The organism is Actinacidiphila paucisporea (assembly GCF_900142575.1).
Lineage (GTDB): Bacteria > Actinomycetota > Actinomycetes > Streptomycetales > Streptomycetaceae > Actinacidiphila > Actinacidiphila paucisporea.
Window position 1 is genome coordinate 47,923 of record NZ_FRBI01000035.1, and the last position, 21,936, is coordinate 69,858.

Genomic DNA, 21,936 nt, shown 5'->3' on the forward strand with positions numbered 1-21,936 from the left:
TCAGCGCTCCACGTTGGTGTTCTTTACTTCTCGCGGACCACCACAAAATCCGCAAGACCTACGAGCTTACGATTGATTTCTTCCGGCATATCCATTTTGTCCAGCGCGGCGACGGCGGTCGCGTACTGCCTTCTGGCTTCCTGGGAAGTCCACTCCCGCCCACCGGCTTCTTCGATCAACGCCGCGCGCATGGCGAACTCTTCCTCGTTGAAGGCATCGTTCTCAGGATTCTTCGCATCCGCCGCCAGCAGTTCACCCAGCCGCTCGGAAGCGGGACCGCCGGCGGCCAGCGCGGCCACCACGGGAAGCGACTTCTTGCGCTGCCGCAGGTCGCTCCAGGTCTGCTTGCCGGTGCTCGCCGGGTCGCCCCAGATGCCCAGCAGGTCGTCCACCGCCTGGAAGGCAAGGCCCAGGTGGTAGCCGTACTCCTCCAGCGCGTCGGCGTCCGCGTCGGACGCGCCGCCGAGCACCGCGCCGATGGAGGCGGCGCAGGCCAGCAGCGAGCCGGTCTTGTTGCCCTCCATGTCCAGGCACTCCTGGACCGAGACGCGCTCCAGGTGCTCGAAGGTGATGTCCTGAGCCTGACCGTCGATCAGCTTGCGGGTGGCGGTGGTCAGCCGGCGGGTGGCCCGGCCGGCCTCCGGGGTGCCCTGCTCCAGCAGCACCTCGTTGGCCAGTGCGAAGAGCGCGTCGCCGACCAGGATCGCCTGGGCGGGGCCGTGCACCTTCCACACCGTGTCGCGGTGCCGCCGCTGCTCGTCGCCGTCGATCAGGTCGTCGTGCAGCAGCGAGAAGTTGTGCACCAGCTCCACCGCGACCGCGCCGGGGATACCGGTCTCGGCCGGGGCGCCGGCCGCCTCCGCGGTCAGCAGCGCCAGCGCGGGCCGTACGGCCTTGCCGCCGTCGCCGTCAGCGGGGCGCCCGGTCTGGTCGATCCATCCGAAGTGGTAGGACGCCACGGTGTCCATCGGGGGTGCGAGGCGAGCTACTGCCGCGCGGAGCACTGGGGTGGTCAGGATGCGGCCGTTCTCCAGCAGCGCGATGACGCCGGCAGCGGTCACGTTCTCTCCTCTGGTTGCACCGATAGCACTCATGCCGCCTCCAGGACGCGGTTGTCAACCGGCAGGCCGAGGGCGGACAAAGCTTCGCGAGAGGCGTGCAGACCGCTGCGCACCGCGCTCTCCATGGTCGCGGGCCAGCCCGTCGCGGTCCACGCCCCGGCCAGGAACAGGCCGGGCGCGCGGGTGACGGGACCCGGCCGCAGCGCGCCCACGCCAGGGGTGGGCGCGAAGGTCGCGGTGCGTTCGCGGGTGACGAAGACGTCGCGCACGACGGCACCGCGGGCGGCGGGCAGGACGCGTTCCAGCTCCGGCAGGTACCGGTCGCGCAGGTCGGCGACGGGCAGGTCGATCTCGTGTTCGACGGCGGACTGGGACACGGCCACATACTGGCCGCCACCGGTCAGGCCGGAGCTTTCCGTACGGTCGAAGACCCACTGGACGGGGCTGCCGAGAGCCGCCAGAAACGGCTGCCGGAGCACCTGTCTGTCGTAGATCACATGGACATTGAGGATCGGGGCGGTGCCGATCCGCAACAGCTTTTCCGGATGCTGGACAGCACCTTCCGGCAGCAGGGCGTGCGCCTCGCGCTGGGGGACGGCCAACACCACGATGTCGGCGCCCAGTTGCTCACCGCGGCCCGGTCCGGTCTCCAGGGCGACCTGCCAACCTCCGTCGGCGGACCGCTCGATGCCGGTGGTGCGGGTGCGCAGCAGCGTACGCACCCCCGCTGCGTCCAGCGCCTTGCGGGCGCGGCCGTCGTGCAGGTCGCCGAGCGGGGCCGAGGCCCAGCCGATGTCGGCGGCGCCGGGGTCGGTCAGCAGGCCGGTCTTGAAGACCATCGCGGCCAGGCCCAGCGAGGAGCGCGCGGCCGTGGCATTGAGCGTCGCCACGCCGACCAGGTCCCACAGCGCCTCGATGGTGCGGGGGGACTGCCCGCGGCCGGCCAGCCAGCTGCCGAAGTCGACGTCGTCCAGGGCCGGATCGGCCAGGTCCAGGGCGCGCAGCGCCAGGGCGGCCCGGCCGACCGAGGCCCGCTCGCGCAGCGACAGGTGCGGGTAGCGGGCGAGGGACGCGGCCAGGTGCAACGGGACCGGCAGGGCCGCCCTGCTCAGCCGGCCGGTCCTGCCGGTGTTCGCGTCGACCACGGGCACGTCGAGGCGGTCCTGCACGGTGACCAGGTCGCGGGCGGCGATCCGGTCGAGGAACCACTGGTAGGCGGTGCAGCAGCGCAGGAAGACGTGCTGGCCGTTGTCGACGGTCAGGTCGCCGCGCTTGAAGGAGAAGGCCAGACCGCCCAGCCGCGGACGGGCCTCGGCGAGGGTGACCCGCAGCCCGGCACCTGCCAGTTCGAGCGCGGCGGTGATGCCGGCCAGGCCGCCGCCGACGACCACGGCGGTGCGGTCGGGCGGCTGCGGCGATCCGCCCTGCGACCTCGTCATTCGCCCTCCCCTCGGGCCGGGCGCCGCGGACTGCGGCGCGCCGTCGCGGGAAGTGACGCGGTGCACGGGTACGGGGTTGCCTGATGCCGCGGGTGGCGCATCCGGTGACGGTTCGTCTGCTGTGCCGCGTGCCGTGGACCCGCGCCCTCGCGGGTGGGTCTCACCTGTCCTCCCGGGGGTTGCGGGCGGTGCGGCGCGCGTCCAGGCCTGCCAGTCCGCGGACGGCGACATAGGCCTTCTGGTGCACGGGCAGTGACACCCGGCCGCGCAGGACGGCGTCGGGGTCGGCGGCGATCCGGTCGAGCAGCCGGCGGTAGATGCCGGCCATGGCGGCCACGCAGGCCCCGCTGCGCCGGTCCAGCATCGGCAGCAGCCGGTAGCCGGTGGCGAAGAGGCTGCGGGCCCGGCGCACCTCGAATTCCACCAGTCCGGCGAAATCCGATCCGGGCGGTGCGGTGTCGCTGTGGAATCCGGCGGCGCAGCCGAATTTCGCGAGGTCCTGGGCGGGCAGATAGGTCCGTCCGTTGCCGGCGTCCTCCCGGACGTCGCGCAGGATGTTGGTGAGTTGCAGGGCAAGGCCGAGAGTATCGGCATATTCGGCGGCACGTGCCTGATCGTGCCCATTCGCGGTGCCGAACACGCCCAGCGAGAGCCGTCCGATGGCGCCGGCGACACAGCGGCAGTAAACCGCCAGGTCGTCCCACGTCTCGTACGTCTCGCCTCGAACATCCATCAGAACACCGTCGATGAGTTCGTCCAGGCCTTCGAGCGGAAGGGGGAACACCCGGGCGGCGTCGGCGAGCGCGACCGCGACGGGATCGGTGTCGTCCTCGCGGATCTCGCCGCTCCTGACCCGGGTGAGCAGCTGCCGGGTGGCGTCGAGCCGCACGGCTTTCTCCGCGGGCGGGAGATCACCGTCGCCGATGTCGTCGACGCGCCGGGAGAACGCGTAGAGAGCCGACATCGCCTGCCGTTTGGCGGTGGGCAGCAGACGGATGCCGTACGCGAAGTTGCGGGCCTCGTGGCCGGTCACGGTCTCGCAGTACCTGTATGCGGCAAGGACCGGTCCGGACGTGTGGGCGGAACCGTTCACGGTCCGGCTCACCCCTTTCTTCGCAATGTCGACCCCACTTCGCGCAGCAGGCCGCTCTTGGTGGCTTTCGGCGAACCCGCCAGGACATCGAATTTGGCACGCTCGACCGACGCCAGCGCCGCGCGCCCACCGCCGACGAATCCCGCGAGCAGCAGCCGAAGCCTGCCACGGACGCTACCCACCAGGGGGGTACCTTCATTCAACAGCTCGCGGGCGCGTTCGGCCTCGAACGCGACCAGTGCCTTGACCTTCGGGCCTGCCTGCGGTGCTGCCAGGTCGGCCTCATCCACGGCGTAGCGTTTCATGTCCTCCGCCGGCAGATACACCCGGTCCCTCGCAAGGTCCTCCGCGACGTCCTGCAGGTGCTCGACGATCTGCAGCGCGGTGCACACCGCGTCGGAATGGCGGACCCGCTCGGGCGTCGAGGTACCGGTGATGGACAGCACCAGCCGGCCGACCGGGTTCGCCGACAGCTCGCAGTACGCGAGCAGGTCGTCGTAGGTGCCGTAGCGGGCCACCTGCTGGTCCTGGCGGTTGGCGGCGATCAGCCCGAGGAAGGGGTCGGGGGTCAGCTCGCGGCGGCGGACGGTGGGCTGCAGGGCGAGCAGCAGCGGGTGGCGTGGGGTGCCGTCGAAGACCCGGCGCAGGTCCGCCTCGAAGGCGTCCAGCATCGCGACACGGTCGCCGGCCGCCGCCGGGTCCAGGCCCAGGCGCACCGCGTCGTCGCGGCCGCCGGCGGCCAGGTCGCCGTCACCGATGTCGTCCACCAGCCGGGCGAAACCGTAGACGGCCATCAGGTCCTGTCGCCAGGCGCGCGGCAGGAAGACCGGCGCCACCGGGAAGTTCTCGCGCGCGGCCTTGTCCAGCACGGCCCGGGACGTGTCGTCCCCGGTCACCGCGAGCTGCCCGGCGCACCGGCGGGATACGTGCCCCGGAGCAGGATGGTCCCGTTCGTCATGGCCGCCACATCCCCCGTTCTACACCGCCCGGTCGGATCTTCCCATTTCGGACACGCCGCCGCGCCGGGCGTCGCACACCCGGTATCGATCATCAGAGGGCTCCCAGCACCGGTACAGCTTACGTCGGGCCACTGTCAGGCGTACGCCGGGGGCGCGTAGGAGGCACGCGCGACGACCGCGGCCCCCGCCGGATGCTCCGGCGGGGGCCGCGGTCGTGTCCGACGCGGTGGCGGCGGCTACTTGGTGTGCTTCTCGTAGGCCTTGATGACCTCGTCGGTCGGGCCGTCCATCAGCAGCTCGCCCTTCTCCAGCCACACCACCCGGTCGCAGGTGTCGCGGATGGAGTTGTTGTTGTGGCTGACCAGGAAGACCGTGCCGGCCTCCTTGCGCAGCTCCCGGATGCGTTCCTCGGAGCGGCGCTGGAAGGCCCGGTCACCGGTGGCCAGGGCCTCGTCGATCATCAGCACGTCGTGGTTCTTGGCCGCCGCGATGGAGAACCGCAGCCGGGCCGCCATACCCGAGGAGTAGGTGCGCATCGGCAGCGAGATGAAGTCGCCCTTCTCGTTGATCCCGGAGAAGTCGACGATGCCCTGATACCGCCCGCGCACCTCCTCCCGCGACATGCCCATCGCCAGGCCGCCGAGGATCACGTTGGTCGCGCCGGTCAGGTCGTTCATCAGCGCCGCGTTCACGCCCAGCAGCGACGGCTGGCCATCGGTGTAGACCCGGCCGCGCTCCGGCGGCAGCAGGCCCGCGATGGCCCGCAGCAGGGTGGACTTGCCCGAGCCGTTGGAGCCGATGATGCCGATCGCCTCGCCGCGGTAGGCGGTGAAGGTCACGCCCTTGACGGCGTGCACCCGGCGTACGTTCGGCGAGCCGCGGCGCAGCAGCAGGCGGCCGAGGGCCGCGGTGGCGCTGCCCTTGCCGGTGCCTGCGCCGTAGACCTTGTAGACGATGTGCACATCGTCCACGATCACGGTCGGGACGCGGGCGTCGGCCTTCTGCGCGGGCGTTTCCAGGGACTGCTGCTCAGCCACGGCCATACTGCTCCTCCGCCTTCCAGAAGTAGATGTAGCCGCCGACGCCCACCAGCAGCGCCCAGGCCAGCGCGCTGATCCACACGTGCGGCGGGAGCTGCGAGGAGGTGACGCTGTCGATGAGTGCGAAACGGGCGAGGTCGATGTAGACCGCGGCGGGGTTGATGTCCAGCAGGACCCGGACGAAGTGCGGGGCCTTCGAGGTCAGGTTCTCGATGCTGTACATGACGCCCGAGGTGTACATCCAGGTGCGGAGCATGAACGGCATGAGCTGCGCGAGGTCGGTCATCTTGCTGCCGAGCCTGGCCACGATCATCGCCAGGCCGGTGTTGAAGACCCACTGGGTGAGCAGCGCCGGGATGAGCAGCAGCCAGGACGCGTCCGGCACCTCGCCGGTCATCAGCACGATGGCGATCAGCACGAACATCGACATCATCAGCTGCTGGAGCTGCATCAGCGTGAAGGCGATGGGCATCGAGGCGCGCGGGAAGTGCAGTGCCCGGATCAGCCCCAGGTTGCCGGCCACCGCCCGCACGCCGCTCATCACCGAGGACTGGGTGAAGGTGAAGATGAAGATGCCGGTGACCAGGAAGGCGATGAAGTTGTCGACGCCTTTCCTGGTGCCGATCAGCACACCGAAGATCAGGTAGTAGACGGCCGCGTTCAGCAGCGGTGTCATGACCTGCCAGAGCTGGCCGAGGCGGGCCTGGGTGTACTGCGCCGCAGTACGTGCCTTGGCGAACTCGTTGATGAAATGTCGGCGGCCCCACAGCTGCCGGGTGTATTCCGCCAGGCCCGGGCGGGCGCCGCTGACGCTCAGCCCGTACTTGGCGGCGAGCTGGGAGGGACTGAGGCCGTCGTCGGCCGCGGGCGCCGGCGGGGCACCGACGGCGACCGCACCATTGTGCGTTGTCTCGCTCACAGTTGACACTTTCGTCCTCAAGGTGCGCGCCGGGTGCAGGGGAATTCCCGGGCTGCGCCTGATGCTCTCAGGTCCGAGCTTGTCAGATGATCGGGGGTCGGCCCAGCCGGGTCAACCGCCAGACCGTCCGCCATTTCATCGGCCGCCGCTCACCGCAGTCGGTGGCCCAGCCCTCGCGGAAGCCGCCGAGCCAGGCGCGCAGCGCCGGGCGGGACGGCCGCCGCAGGAGCGTGAGGGCGAACCAGACTCCGAGGTAGACCGGGACCAGCAGCCATGGCAGATTGCGCCGGGCCAGCCACACCCGGTTACGGGCCACCATCCGGTGGTAGACCACGTGCCGGGCGGGCGAGGTCGCCGGGTGGTGCAGTACGAGGTCGGAACGGTAGTCGATCATCCAACCGGCGTCGAGCGCGCGCCAGGCCAGATCCGTCTCCTCGTGGGCGTAGAAGAACTCCGCGGGCAGCGGACCGACCTGCTGGATCACCGCGCTGCGGACCGCGCACGCGCCGCCGAGGAAGGTCGTGACGCGGGAGTTGCGCATCGGGTCGGCGGCGCGCAGCCGGGGGACGTGGCGGCGCTGGGTGACCCCGGTGTCGGGGTCGGCGATCCGGAAGCTGATGATGCCGAGCTGGGGGTCGGCGGCGAAGGCCGCCCTGACCAGCTCGGCGGTGTCGTCGCCGGGCAGCAGCCCGTCGTCGTCCAGGAAGAGCACCGCGTCGACGTCGGCGGCCGCCGGGCCGAACAGGTCGATGCCGACGTTGCGGCCGCCGGGGATGCCCAGGTTCTCCGGCAGTTCCGCGGTGCGGACTCCGTCGGGCAGCTCGGGCAGCGGAGAGCCGTTGCCGACCACGGCGACCTCGACCCGGGGACCCTGCTGCTTGGCGACCGAGTCCAGCAGGTCCTGCAGTTCCAGCGGCCGGTTGCCCATGGTGATGATGACCGCGCCGAGTTTCAGCGGTTCGCTCATGCCCGCCTCACTTCAACCGGCTGGACGCGAGCACCGACACGAGATGCAGCAGCGTCTGCACGAGGGCGATCGCGGCCAGGACGGCCACGCCGAGCCGGGTGAAGAACAGGTCGCCGCGGATCTGGTCGGCGAAGGCCAGCAGCAGGATGAGCAGTGAGGCCTCGACGCCCAGCACGAGGCGGTGGAACTGCAGCGCGGCGGCGGCCTTGCGGGCCAGCGCGAGACCCGAGGACCGCGGCTCGGACGCCGCCTCCTTGACCGGCGGCAGGCCGCCCTGGTGGCGGGCCACCCCGACCAGGTCCGTCTCGGCCTTGATCAGGATCGCGCCGAGCGCGGCGAGGGTGCCCAGGAAGGCCCACAGCCAGTCGATCCGGCCGCTGCCCCACAGGTCGGCGGCGCGCATGCCGAAGCCGACCAGCACCGCGGCGTCGCACAGGTAGGCGCCGACCCGGTCGAGGTAGACGCCGCTCAGCGAGAACTGCTGCTTCCAGCGGGCGATCTCGCCGTCGACGCAGTCGAGCAGCAGGTACAGCTGCACCATCAGTACGCCGAGCACGGCGCCGGTGATCCCCGGCACGAGCAGCGCCGGGGCGGCGAGCACGCCGAAGACGGTCATCAGGTACGTGAGCTGGTTGGGCGTGATCCGGGTCGGAGCCAGATGCCGGTCTATGCGCAGCGACAGCTCGCGCATGTAGAGCCGCCCGGCCCAGTGCTCGCCGCTGCGCCGGTCCTTGACACCCGGGGGGTGAACGACCGGGCGCAGTTCAGCTACTGATGGTTTTGGCATAGTCGGCGTATGCGTCCCTGATGTCGGTGGCGGACAGGTCGAGGTGTTCCAGGATCGTGAAGCGGCCCGGGCGGGTCTGCGGGGCGTACTCCACCGCGGCGGCGAACTCCGCTTCGGTGAAACCCATCTCCGAGGGCAGCACGGGCAGCCCGTGCCGGCGCAGCGTCTCGGCGACCAGGCCCGACTCCTCGTGGGCGCCACGCAGGTGCATGGCGAAGGCGGCACCGAGGCCGACCTGCTCGCCGTGCGCGGCGGCCCGCCTGGGGAAGAGCAGGTCGAAGGCGTGGCTGATCTCGTGGCAGGCACCCGAGGACGGCCGGGTGTCGCCGCTGATCGACATGGCGATCCCCGACAGCACCAGGCCCTCGGCGAGCGTGCCGAGGAAGCCGTCGTCGCCGACGCCGCCGGGGTGCCGCAGGACGGCCTCGCCGGCGCTGCGGGCCATGGCGGCGGCCAGTCCGTCGATCGGTTCACCGGTCTCGCGGTGCGACAGCTCCCAGTCGGCGATGGCCGACAGGTTGGACACCGCGTCGCCGATCCCGGCCCGTACGAAGCGGGCCGGGGCCGCCCTTATCACGTCGAGGTCGATGACCACGGCGATCGGGGTGGGGACGCCGTAGGAACCGCGGCCGTTGTCGTTGTCCAGGGTGGAGACCGGGGAGCAGATGCCGTCGTGCGAGAGGTTGGTGGCGACCGCGACCATCGGCAGGCCGACCCGGGCGGCGGCGTATTTGGTGACGTCGATGATCTTGCCGCCGCCGAGGCCGACGACGGCGTCGTAGCGCTTGCCCCGGATGGAGTCGGCGAGGCTGACGGCCGCGTCGATGGTGCCGCCGCGGACCTCGAACCAGTCGGCTCCGGGCAGCTCGGACGCGAGCGTCTCGCGCAGCCGGGCTCCCGAGCCGTCGCTGACGGCCAGCGCGAGCTTGCCCGAGGTGGAGATCCGCTGGTCGGCGAGCAGCCGGGACAGGTCGGCGAGCGCCCCTGCCCTGATGTCCACGACGACCGGCGAGGGGATCAGCCGGGTCAGTACTGGCACGCGATCTCCCGGCCCTTGGCGAGGTCGTCGTTGTTGTCGATCTCGACCCAGGCGACGTCCCCGATGGGGGCGACGTCCACGGTCAGGCCGCGGTCCACCATCTCCTGGTAGCCGTCCTCGTAGTAGAGGTCGGGGTCGCGCTCGAAGGTGGCCTTCAGGGCGTCGGCGAGGTCGGCGGCCGCCTCGGCCTCGATGAGGGTCACCCCGATGTACTCGCCGGTGGCGTCGGCCGGGTCCATCAGCTTGGTGATCCGCCGCACGCCCTTGCCGGGCTCCGTGACGACCTTCATCTCCTCGTCGGCGAGCCGCTTGACGGTGTCCAGCGCCAGGATCACCCGCCGGCCCTCACCGCGGGCGGCGAGCAGGGTCTGCTCGACCGAGACGGGGTGGACGGTGTCGCCGTTGGCCAGGATCACTCCCTGGTGCAGCACGTCGCGGGCGCACCAGAGGGAGTAGGCGTTGTTCCACTCCTCGGCCTTGTCGTTGTCGATCAGCGTCAGCTTGAGGCCGTAGCGCTCCTCGAGAGCCGCTTTGCGCGCGTAGACCGCCTCCTTGCGGTAGCCGACGACGACGGCGACCTCGGTGAGTCCGACCGCGGCGAAGTTCGCCAGGGTGAGGTCGAGCACCGTCAGGCTGTCCCGCGCGCCCTCGGGGCCGACCGGGACCAGTGCCTTGGGCAGCGTGTCAGTGTGGGGACGCAGGCGCCTGCCTGCGCCGGCCGCCAGCACGAGGCCGATCATATGAGTTCTCCTGATTCGTCATGTACGGCGGCGGCCCCCGAGGACACCCAGAAGCGGATGCTCTCGGTCAGGACCAGCAGCGCGATGGCCAGGGCGAGCACCGTCAGCGTGGCCGTGAAGCCCGTGCGGCCCGCGGCGACCGCGGCAGCCAGGGCCACGATCAGCGTGCGGCCCTCGTGGCCGCCGGCGCTTCGCGTCACCGCCCGCGGCGGCGCTCCGGCGCCACCGCGTATGCGGTACACCGTGTCGTAGTGATGGTAGGCGACGGCGGCAACCAGACCGAAAGCGGCGGGCAACGCTCCGTTCACCTCGGAGACGGCGGCCAGTGCCAGCACCGTGCCGTACTCCCCCGCCCTGAACATCGGCGGTACGAGCCAGTCGAGCGCGCCCTTGAGCGGCAGCGCGACGGCGAAGGCCGAGGTGAGGACGTAGACCGCGGCGGCCACCACCGGATACCAGCTGCCGGGCGGGGCGAGCGCGGCGGTCGTGACCACCCCGGCGGCAGCGAGCACCGCCACGGCGGGCGCGGCGAAGGCCGGCGCCCGGCGGGCGAGCGGGCGCACGAGCCCGGCCAGGGCCTCGGCGAGCGGGCCGCTGTCGGCCAGGTCGTCCAGGGCCTGCGCGGCCCGGTCGGTCCTGACGGCCTTGCGGGCCAGCGAGCGCAGCACCCGGCCCGCGGTGGTGTAGCAGGCGGCGAGCGCGCAGCCGACCAGCAGCACCACGAAGGTGATCCGCGGGGTGCTGACCGCGGTGAGCACCGCTATCAGCGCCCAGCGCTCGCCGATTGGCAGCACTATCATCCGGCGCACCCAGACCGTCCAGCCGACGCTGTCCAGCTTGTCGGACAGCGCCGCGGTGGGGCTGGTGTTGGCGGTGGCGTCGTGGTTGGCCTCGTTGAAGGCGAAGTCCACGACGTGGCGGCAGGTCTGCAGCACCATGGCGCCCAGCGCGAGCGCCCACACGTCGTCGCCGCCGCGGGCCGCGCCCAGGGCCAGACCGGCGTAGTAGGCGTACTCCTTGGCCCGGTCGAAGGTGGCGTCCAGCCAGGCGCCGAGCGTCGAATACTGCAGCGAGTAGCGGGCCAGCTGGCCGTCGGTGCAGTCCAGCACGAACGAGCCGAGCAGCAGCACGCCGGCGGCGGCGAAGCCGGCCCGGGTGCCGGTGGCCGCGCAGCCGGCGGCGATCAGCGCGACCAGCAGCGAGGCGGTGGTCACCTGGTTCGGGGTCAGCCCGCGGCGGGCGCACCAGCGGGCCAGGTAGCGCGAGTAGGGGCTGACGCAGTGCGTGGTGAAGAAGCCGTCGCGCGCCTTGACCGCGCCGCGCAGCCGTACGGACTCCTCGTCCACGGCGGCGACCGCGGCGGCCGCGGCCTCGGCGCCGCCCCGGTCGGTCGGCACCTCGGCGACCAGCACGCCCAGCTCGGGACGGTGCGGTAGGTCGCCCGCGGCGGCCAGCCCCGCGGCCAGCGCGTCGGGCAGCACGTCGTCCGCCGCGCCGCGGCGAGGGGCGGGCAGCGGTACGGGGCCGGCTGCTCCGCCGTGGGTCAGGGTGGAGCCGGGCGCGGCGGCGGCCGCGGCGCCGGTCGGGGTCGCGGGGCCGGGCACGGACGGGGCGCCGGCAGCCGGCGTCGTGTCGGCGGCGGACCGGCCGGGGCCGCCCGCGGGCGTGAAGGAACCGGCCGGGAGGGCCGCCAGGGCGCGGGTCAGGGCGGCGCGGGCGGCGGGGCGGGCGGTCACGGCGCCGCGGACCGCCGCGGTGTCGAAGCGCGGGTCGGTCAGGGCCAGCCGCAGCGCGTGCCGGTGGCCGCGGAAGCGGCGGTCCACCACGGCCACCCGGTCGCCGGCCGGGACCGCGGCGATCCGGGCCGCCACGGCGTCCGGCGTGTCCGCCTCGACGACCTGGAACCCCAGTGCCCGCAGGTCGTCCGCCAGCGGTGACGGCGACCCCGCAGCGGGCGGGCCGGTGAGAATAGCGGTCGGCAGAGGAACCCACTCCCTGGAAGCGTGCGGAGACCGTGCCCGTGGGCGGCCGGCGGCGGAGCAGCCGTGCCGCCCGGCACGACGGCAGAGGCTATCGGATGAACGACAGCGGTCGTTCACCGACTATTCGACCAGACTTGGTGCGCACGGTGTGATCATCATGCGTGATCGGCGCCGCCCCGACAACCAGCATCCCCCCTACGCCGTACGAGTGACCTCGCGGTGACTTCCCGCACGCTTCCCGCGTGGCTCATCACCGCAGGTCACCGCACATGACAACGGTCTCCAGTACCGGCTTGCCCACAGCGGGTGACCGGTGTGACCCTGGACCACCGCGGGCGGAAGGCCCGAGCCCGGGACATCCGGCGGCGGCCCGAACACAGAACGGCACATCACCGCGCAAAAGGGAAGGGGACGCGCCGATGGGGGCAGGGCACGGCCACGGGCACGGCCACGCGCACGGCGGCATCACCGCGACCGCCGCGCACCGCGGCCGGCTGCTGGTGGCGCTGGGCATCACCCTGCTGGTGCTGGCAACCGAGGTCGTCGGCAGCGCGCTGACCGACTCGCTGGCGCTGCTCGCCGACGCCGGGCACATGGCGACCGACGCCGCGGGCATCGCCATGGCCCTGCTCGCCGTCCACATCGCGGGCCGCCCGGCGAGCGACCAGCGGACGTTCGGCTACGCGCGCGCCGAGATCCTGGCCGCGGTGATCAACGCGGTGCTGCTCTTCGGCGTCGGCGCCTTCATCTTCGCCGAGGGCATCAGCCGGCTGATCACCCCGCAGCACTTCGACGGCGCCGCCACCATCGTCTTCGGCCTGGTCGGCATGGTCGCCAACACGGTGTCGCTGCTGGTCCTGATGCGCGGGCAGCGGGAGAGCCTGAACGTGCGCGGCGCCTTCCTTGAGGTGATGGCCGACGCGCTGGGCTCGCTGGCGGTCGTGGTGGCGGCCGCGGTATTCCTGGCCACCGGCTGGCAGCAGGCCGACGCGGTCGCGTCGCTGCTGATCGGCCTGCTGATCGTGCCGCGCACCTGGCGGCTGCTGCGCGAGGCGGTGGACGTGCTGCTCGAAGCGGCGCCCAAGGACGTGGACATGGCGGCGGTGCGGCTCCACATCGAGGGGCTCAAGGGCGTGGAGGGCCTGCACGACCTGCACGCCTGGACGATCACCTCGGGGATGCCGGTGCTGTCCGCGCACGTGGTGGTCAGCCAGGAGATCCTCGACGAGGTGGGCTACGAGAAGATGCTGCACGACCTGCAGGGCTGCCTCGGCGCGCACTTCGACGTCGAGCACTGCACCTTCCAGCTGGAGCCGGTCGGGCACGCGGAGCACGAGGCCCGGCTGTGCCACTGACCGTACGGCTGTGCCAGTGGCCGTACGGCTGTGCGCGCGAATACGGTGTCCGCGGCCGCTGGCACTTCGCGTGAGGCAGACTGAGGACTTGCCGTCGAACGCGAAGGATGGTTATGCCCAGCAGTCCTGCCACCGCCCGACCCGGCTCCGCCGTCGCAGCCACGCCGCCGGGCGGGACCGATGAGCCGATCATGCTCGAACTGGTCGATGAGAACGGTGTGACGACCGGCACAGCGGAGAAGCTGTCGGCGCACCAGGCGCCCGGCCGGCTGCACCGGGCCTTCTCGGTCTTCCTCTTCGACGACGAGGGCCGGCTGCTGCTGCAGCGCAGGGCACTGGGCAAATACCATTCGCCCGGCGTGTGGTCCAACACCTGCTGCGGGCACCCCTATCCGGGCGAGCAGCCCTTCGTCGCCGCCGCCCGGCGCACCGCCGAGGAACTGGGCGTCGCACCCGCGCTGATGCGCGAGGCGGGGACCGTGCGCTACAACCACCCGGACCCCGCCTCGGGCCTGGTGGAGCAGGAGTTCAACCACCTCTACGTGGGCCTGGTCAGCGGCCCGCTGGCCCCGGACCCCGCGGAGATCGAGGACACCGCCTTCGCGGGTCCGGCCGAGCTGGCGAAGCTGCGGGCCGAGGGCGTCTTCTCCGCGTGGTTCGGCTCGGTGCTCGACGCGGCGCTGCCCGCGGTGCGCGAGGTGACCGGGGGCCGGGCCGGCTGGTAGCCGCCGGTCAGCGGGCGGGCGGTTGCAGCGGCAGGGCGGCCCAGATCACCTTGCCGCCGGTCGAGGTCTGCGCGACGTCGCAGCTGCCGCCCGCCTCGGTGGTGATCGTCTTGACCAGCAGCAGCCCGCGTCCGCCGGTCCTGCCGTGGTCGGCCTCCAGCGCCTTGGGGCGGTAGGGGTGCTGGTCCTCGACGGCGACCCGGATCCAGTCCTGGCCGACGGCGACCTCGACGCCCAGTTCCGGTGACAGCACCGCCGCGTGCCTGACGGCGTTGGTGACCAGCTCGGAGACGATCACCAGCAGCCCGTAGAGGATGTCGTCGTCGACCGGCACCGCCAGGTCGGCGACCAGGGCGCGCACCCCGTGCCGCACCTGCGGGACCGAGGAGTCCACGGCGGGGGCCGTGAAGCGCCAGACACCCTCGTACGGTCCCGGCGCCGGAGCCTGATCGTGCGGGACGCTCCCGCGGACCTCCATGACCGCACCCACCATCGCCTTCGCGTACGTGTCCCCGCAGGCCCCGCCGGACTCCCGGTGGATTCCGCCTCATCGGATCGAGTGTCCGCAAAGCCGGGGCCGGGGCAGGCCGGAAACCGTAAGTCCGCACCTTTCAGCGTTTCGCGACCGGTGACGACCGGTAATGTCGCCGCGGCGACCGCTTCCGATCGCCCGCTGCCGCATTCGTGCCGTCCAGGCGCCCGTCCTGCCCGAGGAGTCGCCATGACCGTGCCGCCGGGACTGACGGCCGCCGTAGCGGACGGCACCGCGACCGTCACGATCGCCAACCCGGCCCGCCGCAACGCCATGACACCCGCCATGTGGGCGGCGCTGCCCGGGCTGCTGGCGCCGCTCGCCGCGGATCCCGCGGTGCGGGTGCTGGTGCTGACCGGGGCCGGCGACACCTTCTGCGCGGGCGCCGACATCAGCGGCTTCACCGACGCGGCCGGGCTGCGCGCCGCGCAGGAGGCCGCGGTCGCGGCCGAGGAGGCGCTGGCTTCCTTCCCCAAGCCGACGCTCGCCGCCGTACGCGGCCACTGCGTCGGCGGCGGCTGCCAGCTCGCGGTGGCCTGCGACCTGCGCTTCGCAGCCGAGAGCGCGACCTTCGGGGTGACTCCGGCCCGGCTCGGCATCGTCTACCCGGCGTCCTCCACCCGGCGGCTGGTCCGGCTGACCGGCCCGGCCACGGCGAAGCACCTGCTCTTCTCGGCCGAGCTGATCGACCACGAGCGGGCGCTGCGCACCGGCCTGGTCGACGAGGTGTGGCCGCCCGGCGCCCTCGCCGCCCGGGTCCGCGACTACGCCGCCCTGCTCGCCACCCGCTCCCGGCTGACCCAGCACGCGGCCAAGGACTTCACCGCCGACCCTCCCGCTCCGGGCCGCGAGCCCTACTGGTCCGCACAGGCCGCCGCCAGCCCCGACCCGCTGGAGGGCGCGACCGCCTTCCTCACCCGCCGCCCCCCGCGCTTCACCTGGACCCCGGACGGCACCTCCCCGCCGGACGGCGCCGCCTAGGGGCTGTCCCCGGCCAGCGCGGCGATCGCGCCGGGCGAGGCGGTGGCCGCGCCGCGCCGGTAGGCACGGTCGTACCCGTCGTCGCCGAGTGCCGAGCGCACCGCGGCTTCGCACCGCTCGCGCACCGCCTTCAGCTCCGGGGTGCCGCGCTGGGCGTGGCCGACACCGCGCCACAGGGTGCCGCTGGTGCCGTACGCGATCGCCGCCGCCTCCGGCCTGCCGTCCGCGGCGAGAGCGGCGGCGAGCACGTCGAGGCCGAGGGCCAGGCCGAAGGAGTCGCCGAGGGCGCGCTTGGCATTGAGCATCATGCGCGCGTGCCGCACCGCGTCGCCTGCGGCCGACCGGCCCAGTGCGATGAGCGCGAGCTGGTAGTCCAGGTAGGAGCGGGTCCACACCTCGTCCATGAGCACGCAGTGCTCCCGCAGTTCGTAGGCCGTGCGGCTCGCCCGGTCCAGGTCGCCGAGCGCGGTCATCCCGAACACCCGGACCAGGTGGCAGCGCAGCAGCGCCCCCGAGTCGAAGACGAAGCCGGGCGCCGCGGCCAGCGCGGCGTCCACGGTGGCGACGGCCCGGCCGGGCCGGCCCGCGAGCAGGTCCAGCAGTCCCGCCATGTAGGCGGCGGCCAGTTGCGCGTCCTTGTCGCCGTCGGCCCGCGCGGCCGCCATGGCCTCGTCGCCGAGCCGGGTCGCGAGCGGGTAGTCGCCCTGGAGGGTGACCGCGACACCGAGCGCGGTCAGCGCCCTCGTACGGCACTCGCCCGGTTCCGGGCAGGCCCCGAGCGCCCGCTCCAGGTACGAGCGGGCCTCCTTCACGTGGCCCGAGCAGGTCCAGAAGAACACCAGGCGCCCCGCGGTGTCGGCGGCGCGGGCCGGGTCCGTGGCCAGCAGCCGGTCCAGGGCGGCCCGCAGGTCGGCGTGCACCCGCTCGACGTCGCGGTAGGCGCGGATCTGCCGGGTGCCGGGCCAGTCGGCCTCCGCCTCGCGCGCCAGCCGTACGAAGTGGGCGGCGTGCCGGTCCGCGAGGGCGTCGCGCTCCCCCAGCTCGCCCAGCCACTCGTCGCCGTACTCCCTGATGGTGTCGAGCATCCGGTACTGCCCGCCGTCCCGGCGCACCACGGACTGGCCGACCAGGCCGTCCAGCAGCCGCGGTACGTCCTCGGAGCGCAGCGGGCCGCCGCCGGTGACGTCGGCGGCCGACTCGGCGGAGAAGGCTCCGCGGAAGACGCTCAGCCGCGCCCACAGCAGCCGCTCCAGCGGTGCGCACAGCTCGTGGCTCCAGCCCACCGCCGTACGCATCGCCCGGTGCCGGTGCGGCCAGACGAAGTCGGAACGGGTGAGCGCGTCGAAGCGGGAGCCGAGGTGCGCAGAGACCTCGGCGACGCTCGCCGGGCCGACCTGCCCGGCGGCGAGCTCGATCGCCAGCGGGATGCCTTCGAGGCGCCGGCAGAGTGCCGCGGCGGCCGCGCCCGCGCCCGGTTCTGCCATCGCGTGCCCTCCGCCGCGCTCCGCCACCCGGTCCGCGAGCAGGGCCAGCGCGTCCGGCCCGTCCGCGGGCAGCGGGTCGAGGACCAGCGGGTCCTGGTCGCCGGCGAGCAGCGGTCTGCGGCTCGTCGCCAGCACCGTGACGCCCGGAGCCGCGGTGAGCAGGTCCCCCACCAGGTGCGCGCACTCCTCCACCAGGTGCTCGCACGAGTCCAGCACCAGCAGCAGCCGCTTGTCGGCGACGAATTCACTCAGCGCCTGCAGCGGCGCCCGCGGCGAGTGGTCCGCGAGGTCGACGGCGTCGCTGACCGTCGCGACCAGCAGCTCGGGTCCGGTCAGCGTCGCCAGGTCGGCCCACCAGACGCCGTCGGGGAAGAGCCCCGCCACCCGGCCCGCGGCCCGCACGGCCAGCCGGGTCTTCCCCACCCCGCCGGCCCCGGTCACCGTGACCAGCCGGGCGGTCGCGAGCATGCCGCCCAGCCGCGCCAGCTCCCGCTCCCGGCCCACGAAGCTCGTCGTCTCCCGCGGAATGTGTCCCTTCACGCCCCCAGCGTCCCCCCTCCGCCACCCCCTGCGGTGTGCTGTTGCGAAACTCCACACCCGCGGCCGCCCACCGGAGCTTCGCGTGCGGAGGAACCGTGGGACGTCGGTGGGAGCCGCCGGGCTCCGTGCCGCGGCGCCGGGTGGGTCAGCGCAGTCGGGCGGCGCCGACCGGCTCCTCCTCGGCGACGCCGGCGGGCATCGCGGGGTGGCTGCCCAGCAGGACCACGCCGGCGACGATCGACGCGAGGCCCGCCGCCTCCACGGCGAGTGCGCCGGCGGTGAAGCGGAGCCGGTCGCCGAGGAAGCCGACGCCGCAGACGATGCCGGCGATCGGCTGGGCGGCGGTCAGCGAGGGCAGGGACATGCGCAGCGGGGCCATCTCGAAGGCGCTCTGCACCAGGAGCATGCCGGTCAGGCCGAGGACGCCGACGGCGTACGGCTGCCAGGACACGGCGAGCACGCCGAGGCCGTCGTCCTGGACGATCTGGCCGCAGACCCGGGTGAGCGAGTCCTGCAGGCCGTAGAGGAGGCCGGCGGCCAGGCCGAGGAGGGCGGCCTCGCCGGATCTGGGGAGGCGGCGGGCCTTGAGGGTGAGCAGCAGCGCGAGGCCCGCCACGATGCCGAAGACCAGCCAGTGCCGCAGGGCGCCGGCCGGCGCGCCGCCGCCTGCCGGGCGGCCGGCCACGATGAAGGCGGTCACGCCGAGTGCCAGCAGGGCGACGCCGGTCCAGCCGTTCCAGCCCAGCGGCTGGCCGGTCAGCCGCCGGGACAGCACCATCGCGAAGAGCAGGTTCGTCGCGGTGAGGGGTTCGACCAGCGACACCTCGCCGTACGCGAGGGCGACCGCGCCGAGCACCTGGCCGCAGACCATCAGGGCGACGCCGAGCAGCCAGTCGGGCATGTGGATCAGGTCGAGCAGCAGCCGGAAGGACAGGAAGTCCGCGAGGGGGGCACGGGTGGCGGCCCGCTGCTGCAGCACGAACCCGAAGCCGAGGCAGCACGCGGCACTCAGTCCGAGCAGGAACACGGCCACCCGCCCACTCTAGCCCGCGGGCACCGCTGTCACCGGTCCGCGCGGGGCCGCGCCGCCGCCCTCGGGCCACCGGCCGCCCACCCCGTCACAACCCCGTCACGGATGCGTGCCGGGCACCGTCTGCGCGCTGTCCCAGACGGTCAGGAAGGCCAGCCGCAGGCACGCCGCGAGCGCCGGGTGCTCGATGTAGAGCGCGGTGGTGGTGCCGGTGCCCGCGACCGGGTCGGGCATGTCGCACAGCACCAGGCGGGCGTCGGCGACCACCAGCTTGAGCGGCAGGTCCGCGGTGAAGCGGCACTCCTCCCCCGCCGCGCCGAAGCGCCGCACGTTCTCCAGCACGTCCGCGTCGTCGAGCGCCTCGTGGGTGTAGATGGCGCGTACGGTGCCGCCGGAGCGGTGCAGCCGGCGGGCGACCTTGATGCCCGGCGTGTTGGCCGCGGGGGCGACGAAGGGCGGTTTGCAGAAACTGAGCAGTTCGTGCGAGGCATGGGCCTGGATGTCGGTGAAGGCCTCGGCGATGGACTTGGGGTCGCGCAGGATCTCGACGTAGTCCAGCGGCACAGTGTGGTTGCGGCCGTCCGCCCAGACCGGGACGAGGGCGGCGGTCAGCGCGGTGGAGACCCGGTCGAGGCGTTCGAGCTGCTCGCGCTGGAGCGCCATCAGCCGGGCGACGGCCAGTTCGGGGCCGATCGCCGAGAAGGTCGCCACCCGCCCGGGGTGGGCGACCGCCAGCCGGCGGCGTACGAGCGCGTCCAGCACGTCGTAGACCCGCTGCCGCGGTACGTCGGCGGCGCGGGCGACCTCGGCGGCCGTATACGACTCGCGGCGCACGAGGGCGAGGTAGACCCGCGCCTCGTAGCGCGCCAGGCCGAGCGCGACAAGGTCGTTGACGGGTTCTTCCTCGGTGTCCATGGCGCCACAACGTATACGGCGCCGATCACTGCGGGGAAGCGATCAGGTTGCCCTCTGCCGGGGATTCGAGGGGAAGCCTTTGCCATTGCCCGGTAGTCCCTTGGCATTGGTTTCACTACCTTCAACCTCGGCCACCACTGAACGTGGTGGCAGTGAGCGGAAGTTGACAACAATCGTCAACGTGATCACCAGTGAACGTGCGCCACACGAAGTCCCAGGCGATACCGCTCCATGATCTATTGTCATGACCTTGACAGGAATGATCATCCGCGGACGCCCTCGGGAGCAGATCCCCCCCAGGAGGGCAGTTCATTGCAGCTGACAAGTCCCGGCCGGATCAGACGTGCCGTCCGCCGCGCCGCCGTCGCGGTCCTCGCGACCGGCGCCCTGGTCACCGGCGGCATGGTCGCCGCCGCGTCCCCGTCCGTCGCCGGCACCCCCACAGGAACCGCGGCCACCGGCGCCACCGGCACCGTCTCCAGCGCCCAGCACACCGCGCACCTGTGCGCGGCGCCGGCCACCCCGGGCGCCATGTCCTGCCTGGCACTGGCGCGCACCGACGTCATGCACAGCCTCGGCATCTCCCCCGCCGCCACCCCGTCCGGCTACGGCCCCACCGACCTCCAGAGCGCCTACGCCCTGCCGTCCTCGGCCGGCGCCGGCGCCACCGTGGCGATCGTCGACGCGCAGGACGACCCGAGCGCCGAGGCCGACCTGGGCACGTACCGCAGCCAGTACGGCCTGCCGGCCTGCACCACGTCCAACGGCTGCTTCAAGAAGGTCAACCAGACCGGTGGCACCAGCTACCCGACGGCCGACTCCGGCTGGGCGGGCGAGATCTCGCTCGACCTGGACATGGTCAGCGCCGTGTGCCCGCAGTGCCACATCCTGCTGGTCGAGGCCACCTCGGCGAGCATGGCCGACCTGGGCACCGCGGTGAACGAGGCCGTCTCCCTGGGCGCGAAGTACGTGTCCAACAGCTACGGCGGCTCCGAGGACTCCAGCGACACCACCTCGGACACGCAGTACTTCAACCACCCCGGTGTGGCCATCACCGTCAGCTCCGGCGACAGCGGCTACGGCGCCGAGTACCCGGCCTCCTCGCGCTACGTCACGGCGGTCGGCGGCACCTCGCTGTCCCGGTCCAGCGGCACCACGCGCGGCTGGACCGAGAAGGTCTGGGGCTCGACCACCGGTGACGGTGCGGGCTCCGGCTGCTCGGCCTACGACGCCAAGCCCAGCTGGCAGACCGACACCGGCTGCACCAAGCGCACCGTCGCCGACGTCTCCGCGGTCGCCGACCCGGCCACCGGCCTGGCCGTCTACGACAGCTACCAGGCCTCGGGCTGGCAGGTCTACGGCGGCACCAGCGCCTCGTCGCCGATCATCGCCTCGGTCTACGCGCTGGCCGGCACCCCGGCCGCGGGCAGCACCCCGGCGTCCTACCCGTACGCGCACACCAGCGCGCTCAACGACGTGACCACCGGCACCAACGGCTCCTGCGGCAGCAGCTACCTGTGCACCGCCAAGGCGGGATACGACGGCCCGACCGGCCTCGGCACCCCGAACGGCACGGCCGCCTTCACCAACGGCGGCTCGACCGGCAACACCGTCACGGTCACCAGCCCCGGCAACCAGTCCACCCAGGTCGGCACCGCCGTCAGCCTGCAGGTCCACGCCACCGACTCCGCGTCGGGCCAGACCCTGACGTACTCCGCGTCCGGCCTGCCCGCGGGCCTGAGCATCAACGCCTCCTCCGGCCTGATCTCCGGCACCCCGACCACCGCGGGCAGCTCCAGCGTCACCGTCAGCGCCAAGGACTCCACCAACGCCACCGGTTCCGCGTCCTTCACCTGGACCGTCACCACCAGCGGCGGCGGCGGCTGCACCGCCGGCCAGCTGCTCGCCAACCCCGGCTTCGAGAGCGGCGCCACCGGCTGGACTGCTTCCTCGGGCGTCATCGACAACAGCACCGGCGCCCCGGCCCACTCCGGCTCCTACAAGGCGTGGCTCGACGGCTACGGCGCCACCCACACCGACACGCTGTCGCAGTCCGTGACCATCCCGGCCACCTGCACCAGCGCCAACCTCACCTTCTACCTCTACGTCACCTCCGACGAGACCACCACCACGACCGCCTACGACAAGCTCACCGTCGCGGCCGGCACCACCACCGTGGCCTCGTACTCCAACCTCAACAAGGGCACCGGCTACGTCCAGCGGACGGTCAGCCTCACCCCGTACATCGGCAAGACCGTCGTCCTGAAGTTCACCGGCACCGAGGACGCCTCGCTGCAGACCTCGTTCCTGATCGACGACACCGCCGTCAACGTCAGCTGACACCGGCG

General features: G+C 72.8%; 19 protein-coding genes. 4 read left to right on the forward strand and 15 right to left on the reverse strand.

Annotation, left to right across the window (positions count from 1 at the left end):
* Window positions 1–23: 23 nt before the first annotated feature.
* The 11 genes from BUE44_RS32220 to BUE44_RS32270 form a co-directional block, all read right to left on the reverse strand.
* On the reverse strand, window positions 24–1,094 hold the full coding sequence (locus BUE44_RS32220; protein ID WP_073502561.1) for a polyprenyl synthetase family protein: 1,071 nt from the start codon (window positions 1,092–1,094) through the stop codon (window positions 24–26).
* Window positions 1,091–2,500 carry a hydroxysqualene dehydroxylase HpnE gene (gene hpnE / locus BUE44_RS32225; RefSeq protein WP_073502562.1) on the reverse strand — a complete coding sequence of 470 codons (1,410 nt, stop codon included), beginning with the start codon at window positions 2,498–2,500 and terminating at the stop codon, window positions 1,091–1,093. Before hpnE ends, BUE44_RS32220 begins: the two co-directional genes overlap by 4 nt.
* A gap of 160 nt (window positions 2,501–2,660) precedes the next feature.
* On the reverse strand, window positions 2,661–3,605 hold the full coding sequence (hpnD, locus tag BUE44_RS32230; protein ID WP_073502563.1) for a presqualene diphosphate synthase HpnD: 945 nt from the start codon (window positions 3,603–3,605) through the stop codon (window positions 2,661–2,663).
* Window positions 3,602–4,489, reverse strand: a complete 888-nt coding sequence (hpnC, locus tag BUE44_RS32235) for a squalene synthase HpnC (RefSeq protein ID WP_073502564.1) — start codon at window positions 4,487–4,489, stop codon at window positions 3,602–3,604. The genes hpnD and hpnC overlap by 4 nt, the downstream gene beginning before the upstream one ends.
* A 299-nt stretch (window positions 4,490–4,788) precedes the next feature.
* Window positions 4,789–5,595: an ABC transporter ATP-binding protein gene (locus BUE44_RS32240; protein WP_073502565.1), complete on the reverse strand. Its 807-nt coding sequence runs from the start codon at window positions 5,593–5,595 to the stop codon at window positions 4,789–4,791.
* Window positions 5,582–6,511, reverse strand: coding sequence for an ABC transporter permease (locus BUE44_RS32245; protein WP_073502566.1), 930 nt, complete (start codon window positions 6,509–6,511; stop codon window positions 5,582–5,584). The genes BUE44_RS32240 and BUE44_RS32245 overlap by 14 nt, the downstream gene beginning before the upstream one ends.
* An 82-nt stretch (window positions 6,512–6,593) precedes the next feature.
* Entirely contained in the window at window positions 6,594–7,466 is an 873-nt protein-coding gene (locus BUE44_RS32250) for a glycosyltransferase family 2 protein (protein WP_073502582.1), read from the reverse strand.
* Window positions 7,467–7,485: 19 nt separating this feature from the next.
* Window positions 7,486–8,265 (reverse strand): CDP-alcohol phosphatidyltransferase family protein, encoded by a 780-nt coding sequence (locus BUE44_RS32255; RefSeq protein WP_073502567.1) that lies wholly within the window; start codon window positions 8,263–8,265, stop codon window positions 7,486–7,488.
* On the reverse strand, window positions 8,243–9,304 hold the full coding sequence (locus tag BUE44_RS32260; RefSeq protein WP_073502568.1) for an iron-containing alcohol dehydrogenase family protein: 1,062 nt from the start codon (window positions 9,302–9,304) through the stop codon (window positions 8,243–8,245). Before BUE44_RS32260 ends, BUE44_RS32255 begins: the two co-directional genes overlap by 23 nt.
* On the reverse strand, window positions 9,292–10,044 hold the full coding sequence (locus BUE44_RS32265; protein ID WP_073502569.1) for a phosphocholine cytidylyltransferase family protein: 753 nt from the start codon (window positions 10,042–10,044) through the stop codon (window positions 9,292–9,294). Before BUE44_RS32265 ends, BUE44_RS32260 begins: the two co-directional genes overlap by 13 nt.
* Complete coding sequence (locus BUE44_RS32270; protein ID WP_407640082.1) at window positions 10,041–11,915, reverse strand: DUF5941 domain-containing protein; 1,875 nt, start codon at window positions 11,913–11,915, stop codon at window positions 10,041–10,043. The genes BUE44_RS32265 and BUE44_RS32270 overlap by 4 nt, the downstream gene beginning before the upstream one ends.
* A gap of 530 nt (window positions 11,916–12,445) precedes the next feature.
* Here BUE44_RS32270 and BUE44_RS32275 point away from each other — a divergent pair.
* On the forward strand, window positions 12,446–13,381 hold the full coding sequence (locus BUE44_RS32275; protein WP_073502570.1) for a cation diffusion facilitator family transporter: 936 nt from the start codon (window positions 12,446–12,448) through the stop codon (window positions 13,379–13,381).
* A gap of 113 nt (window positions 13,382–13,494) precedes the next feature.
* Window positions 13,495–14,106 carry an isopentenyl-diphosphate Delta-isomerase gene (gene idi, locus BUE44_RS32280; protein ID WP_073502571.1) on the forward strand — a complete coding sequence of 204 codons (612 nt, stop codon included), beginning with the start codon at window positions 13,495–13,497 and terminating at the stop codon, window positions 14,104–14,106.
* A 7-nt stretch (window positions 14,107–14,113) separates the two neighbouring features.
* On the opposite strand, the gene BUE44_RS32285 is transcribed toward idi, so the two are convergent.
* Window positions 14,114–14,599 (reverse strand): ATP-binding protein, encoded by a 486-nt coding sequence (locus tag BUE44_RS32285; protein WP_235002684.1) that lies wholly within the window; start codon window positions 14,597–14,599, stop codon window positions 14,114–14,116.
* A 228-nt stretch (window positions 14,600–14,827) separates the two neighbouring features.
* Between BUE44_RS32285 and BUE44_RS32290 the strand changes: the two genes are divergently transcribed.
* Window positions 14,828–15,619: an enoyl-CoA hydratase/isomerase family protein gene (locus BUE44_RS32290; RefSeq protein WP_073502572.1), complete on the forward strand. Its 792-nt coding sequence runs from the start codon at window positions 14,828–14,830 to the stop codon at window positions 15,617–15,619.
* Here the strand turns inward: BUE44_RS32290 and BUE44_RS32295 are convergent.
* From BUE44_RS32295 to BUE44_RS32305, 3 genes are all read right to left on the reverse strand, one after another.
* Entirely contained in the window at window positions 15,616–17,643 is a 2,028-nt protein-coding gene (locus BUE44_RS32295; RefSeq protein WP_073502573.1) for an ATP-binding protein, read from the reverse strand. The genes BUE44_RS32290 and BUE44_RS32295 overlap by 4 nt on opposite strands.
* Window positions 17,644–17,788: 145 nt before the next feature.
* Window positions 17,789–18,676 carry a DMT family transporter gene (locus BUE44_RS32300; RefSeq protein WP_073502574.1) on the reverse strand — a complete coding sequence of 296 codons (888 nt, stop codon included), beginning with the start codon at window positions 18,674–18,676 and terminating at the stop codon, window positions 17,789–17,791.
* A gap of 96 nt (window positions 18,677–18,772) precedes the next feature.
* On the reverse strand, window positions 18,773–19,588 hold the full coding sequence (locus tag BUE44_RS32305) for a TrmB family transcriptional regulator (RefSeq protein ID WP_073502575.1): 816 nt from the start codon (window positions 19,586–19,588) through the stop codon (window positions 18,773–18,775).
* 402 nt (window positions 19,589–19,990) lie between these two features.
* Between BUE44_RS32305 and BUE44_RS32310 the strand changes: the two genes are divergently transcribed.
* The gene (locus tag BUE44_RS32310; protein ID WP_107415916.1) at window positions 19,991–21,928 is read left to right on the forward strand and encodes a putative Ig domain-containing protein; all 1,938 of its coding nucleotides are present in this window, start codon (window positions 19,991–19,993) and stop codon (window positions 21,926–21,928) included.
* The last annotated feature ends 8 nt before the right edge of the window (window positions 21,929–21,936 follow it).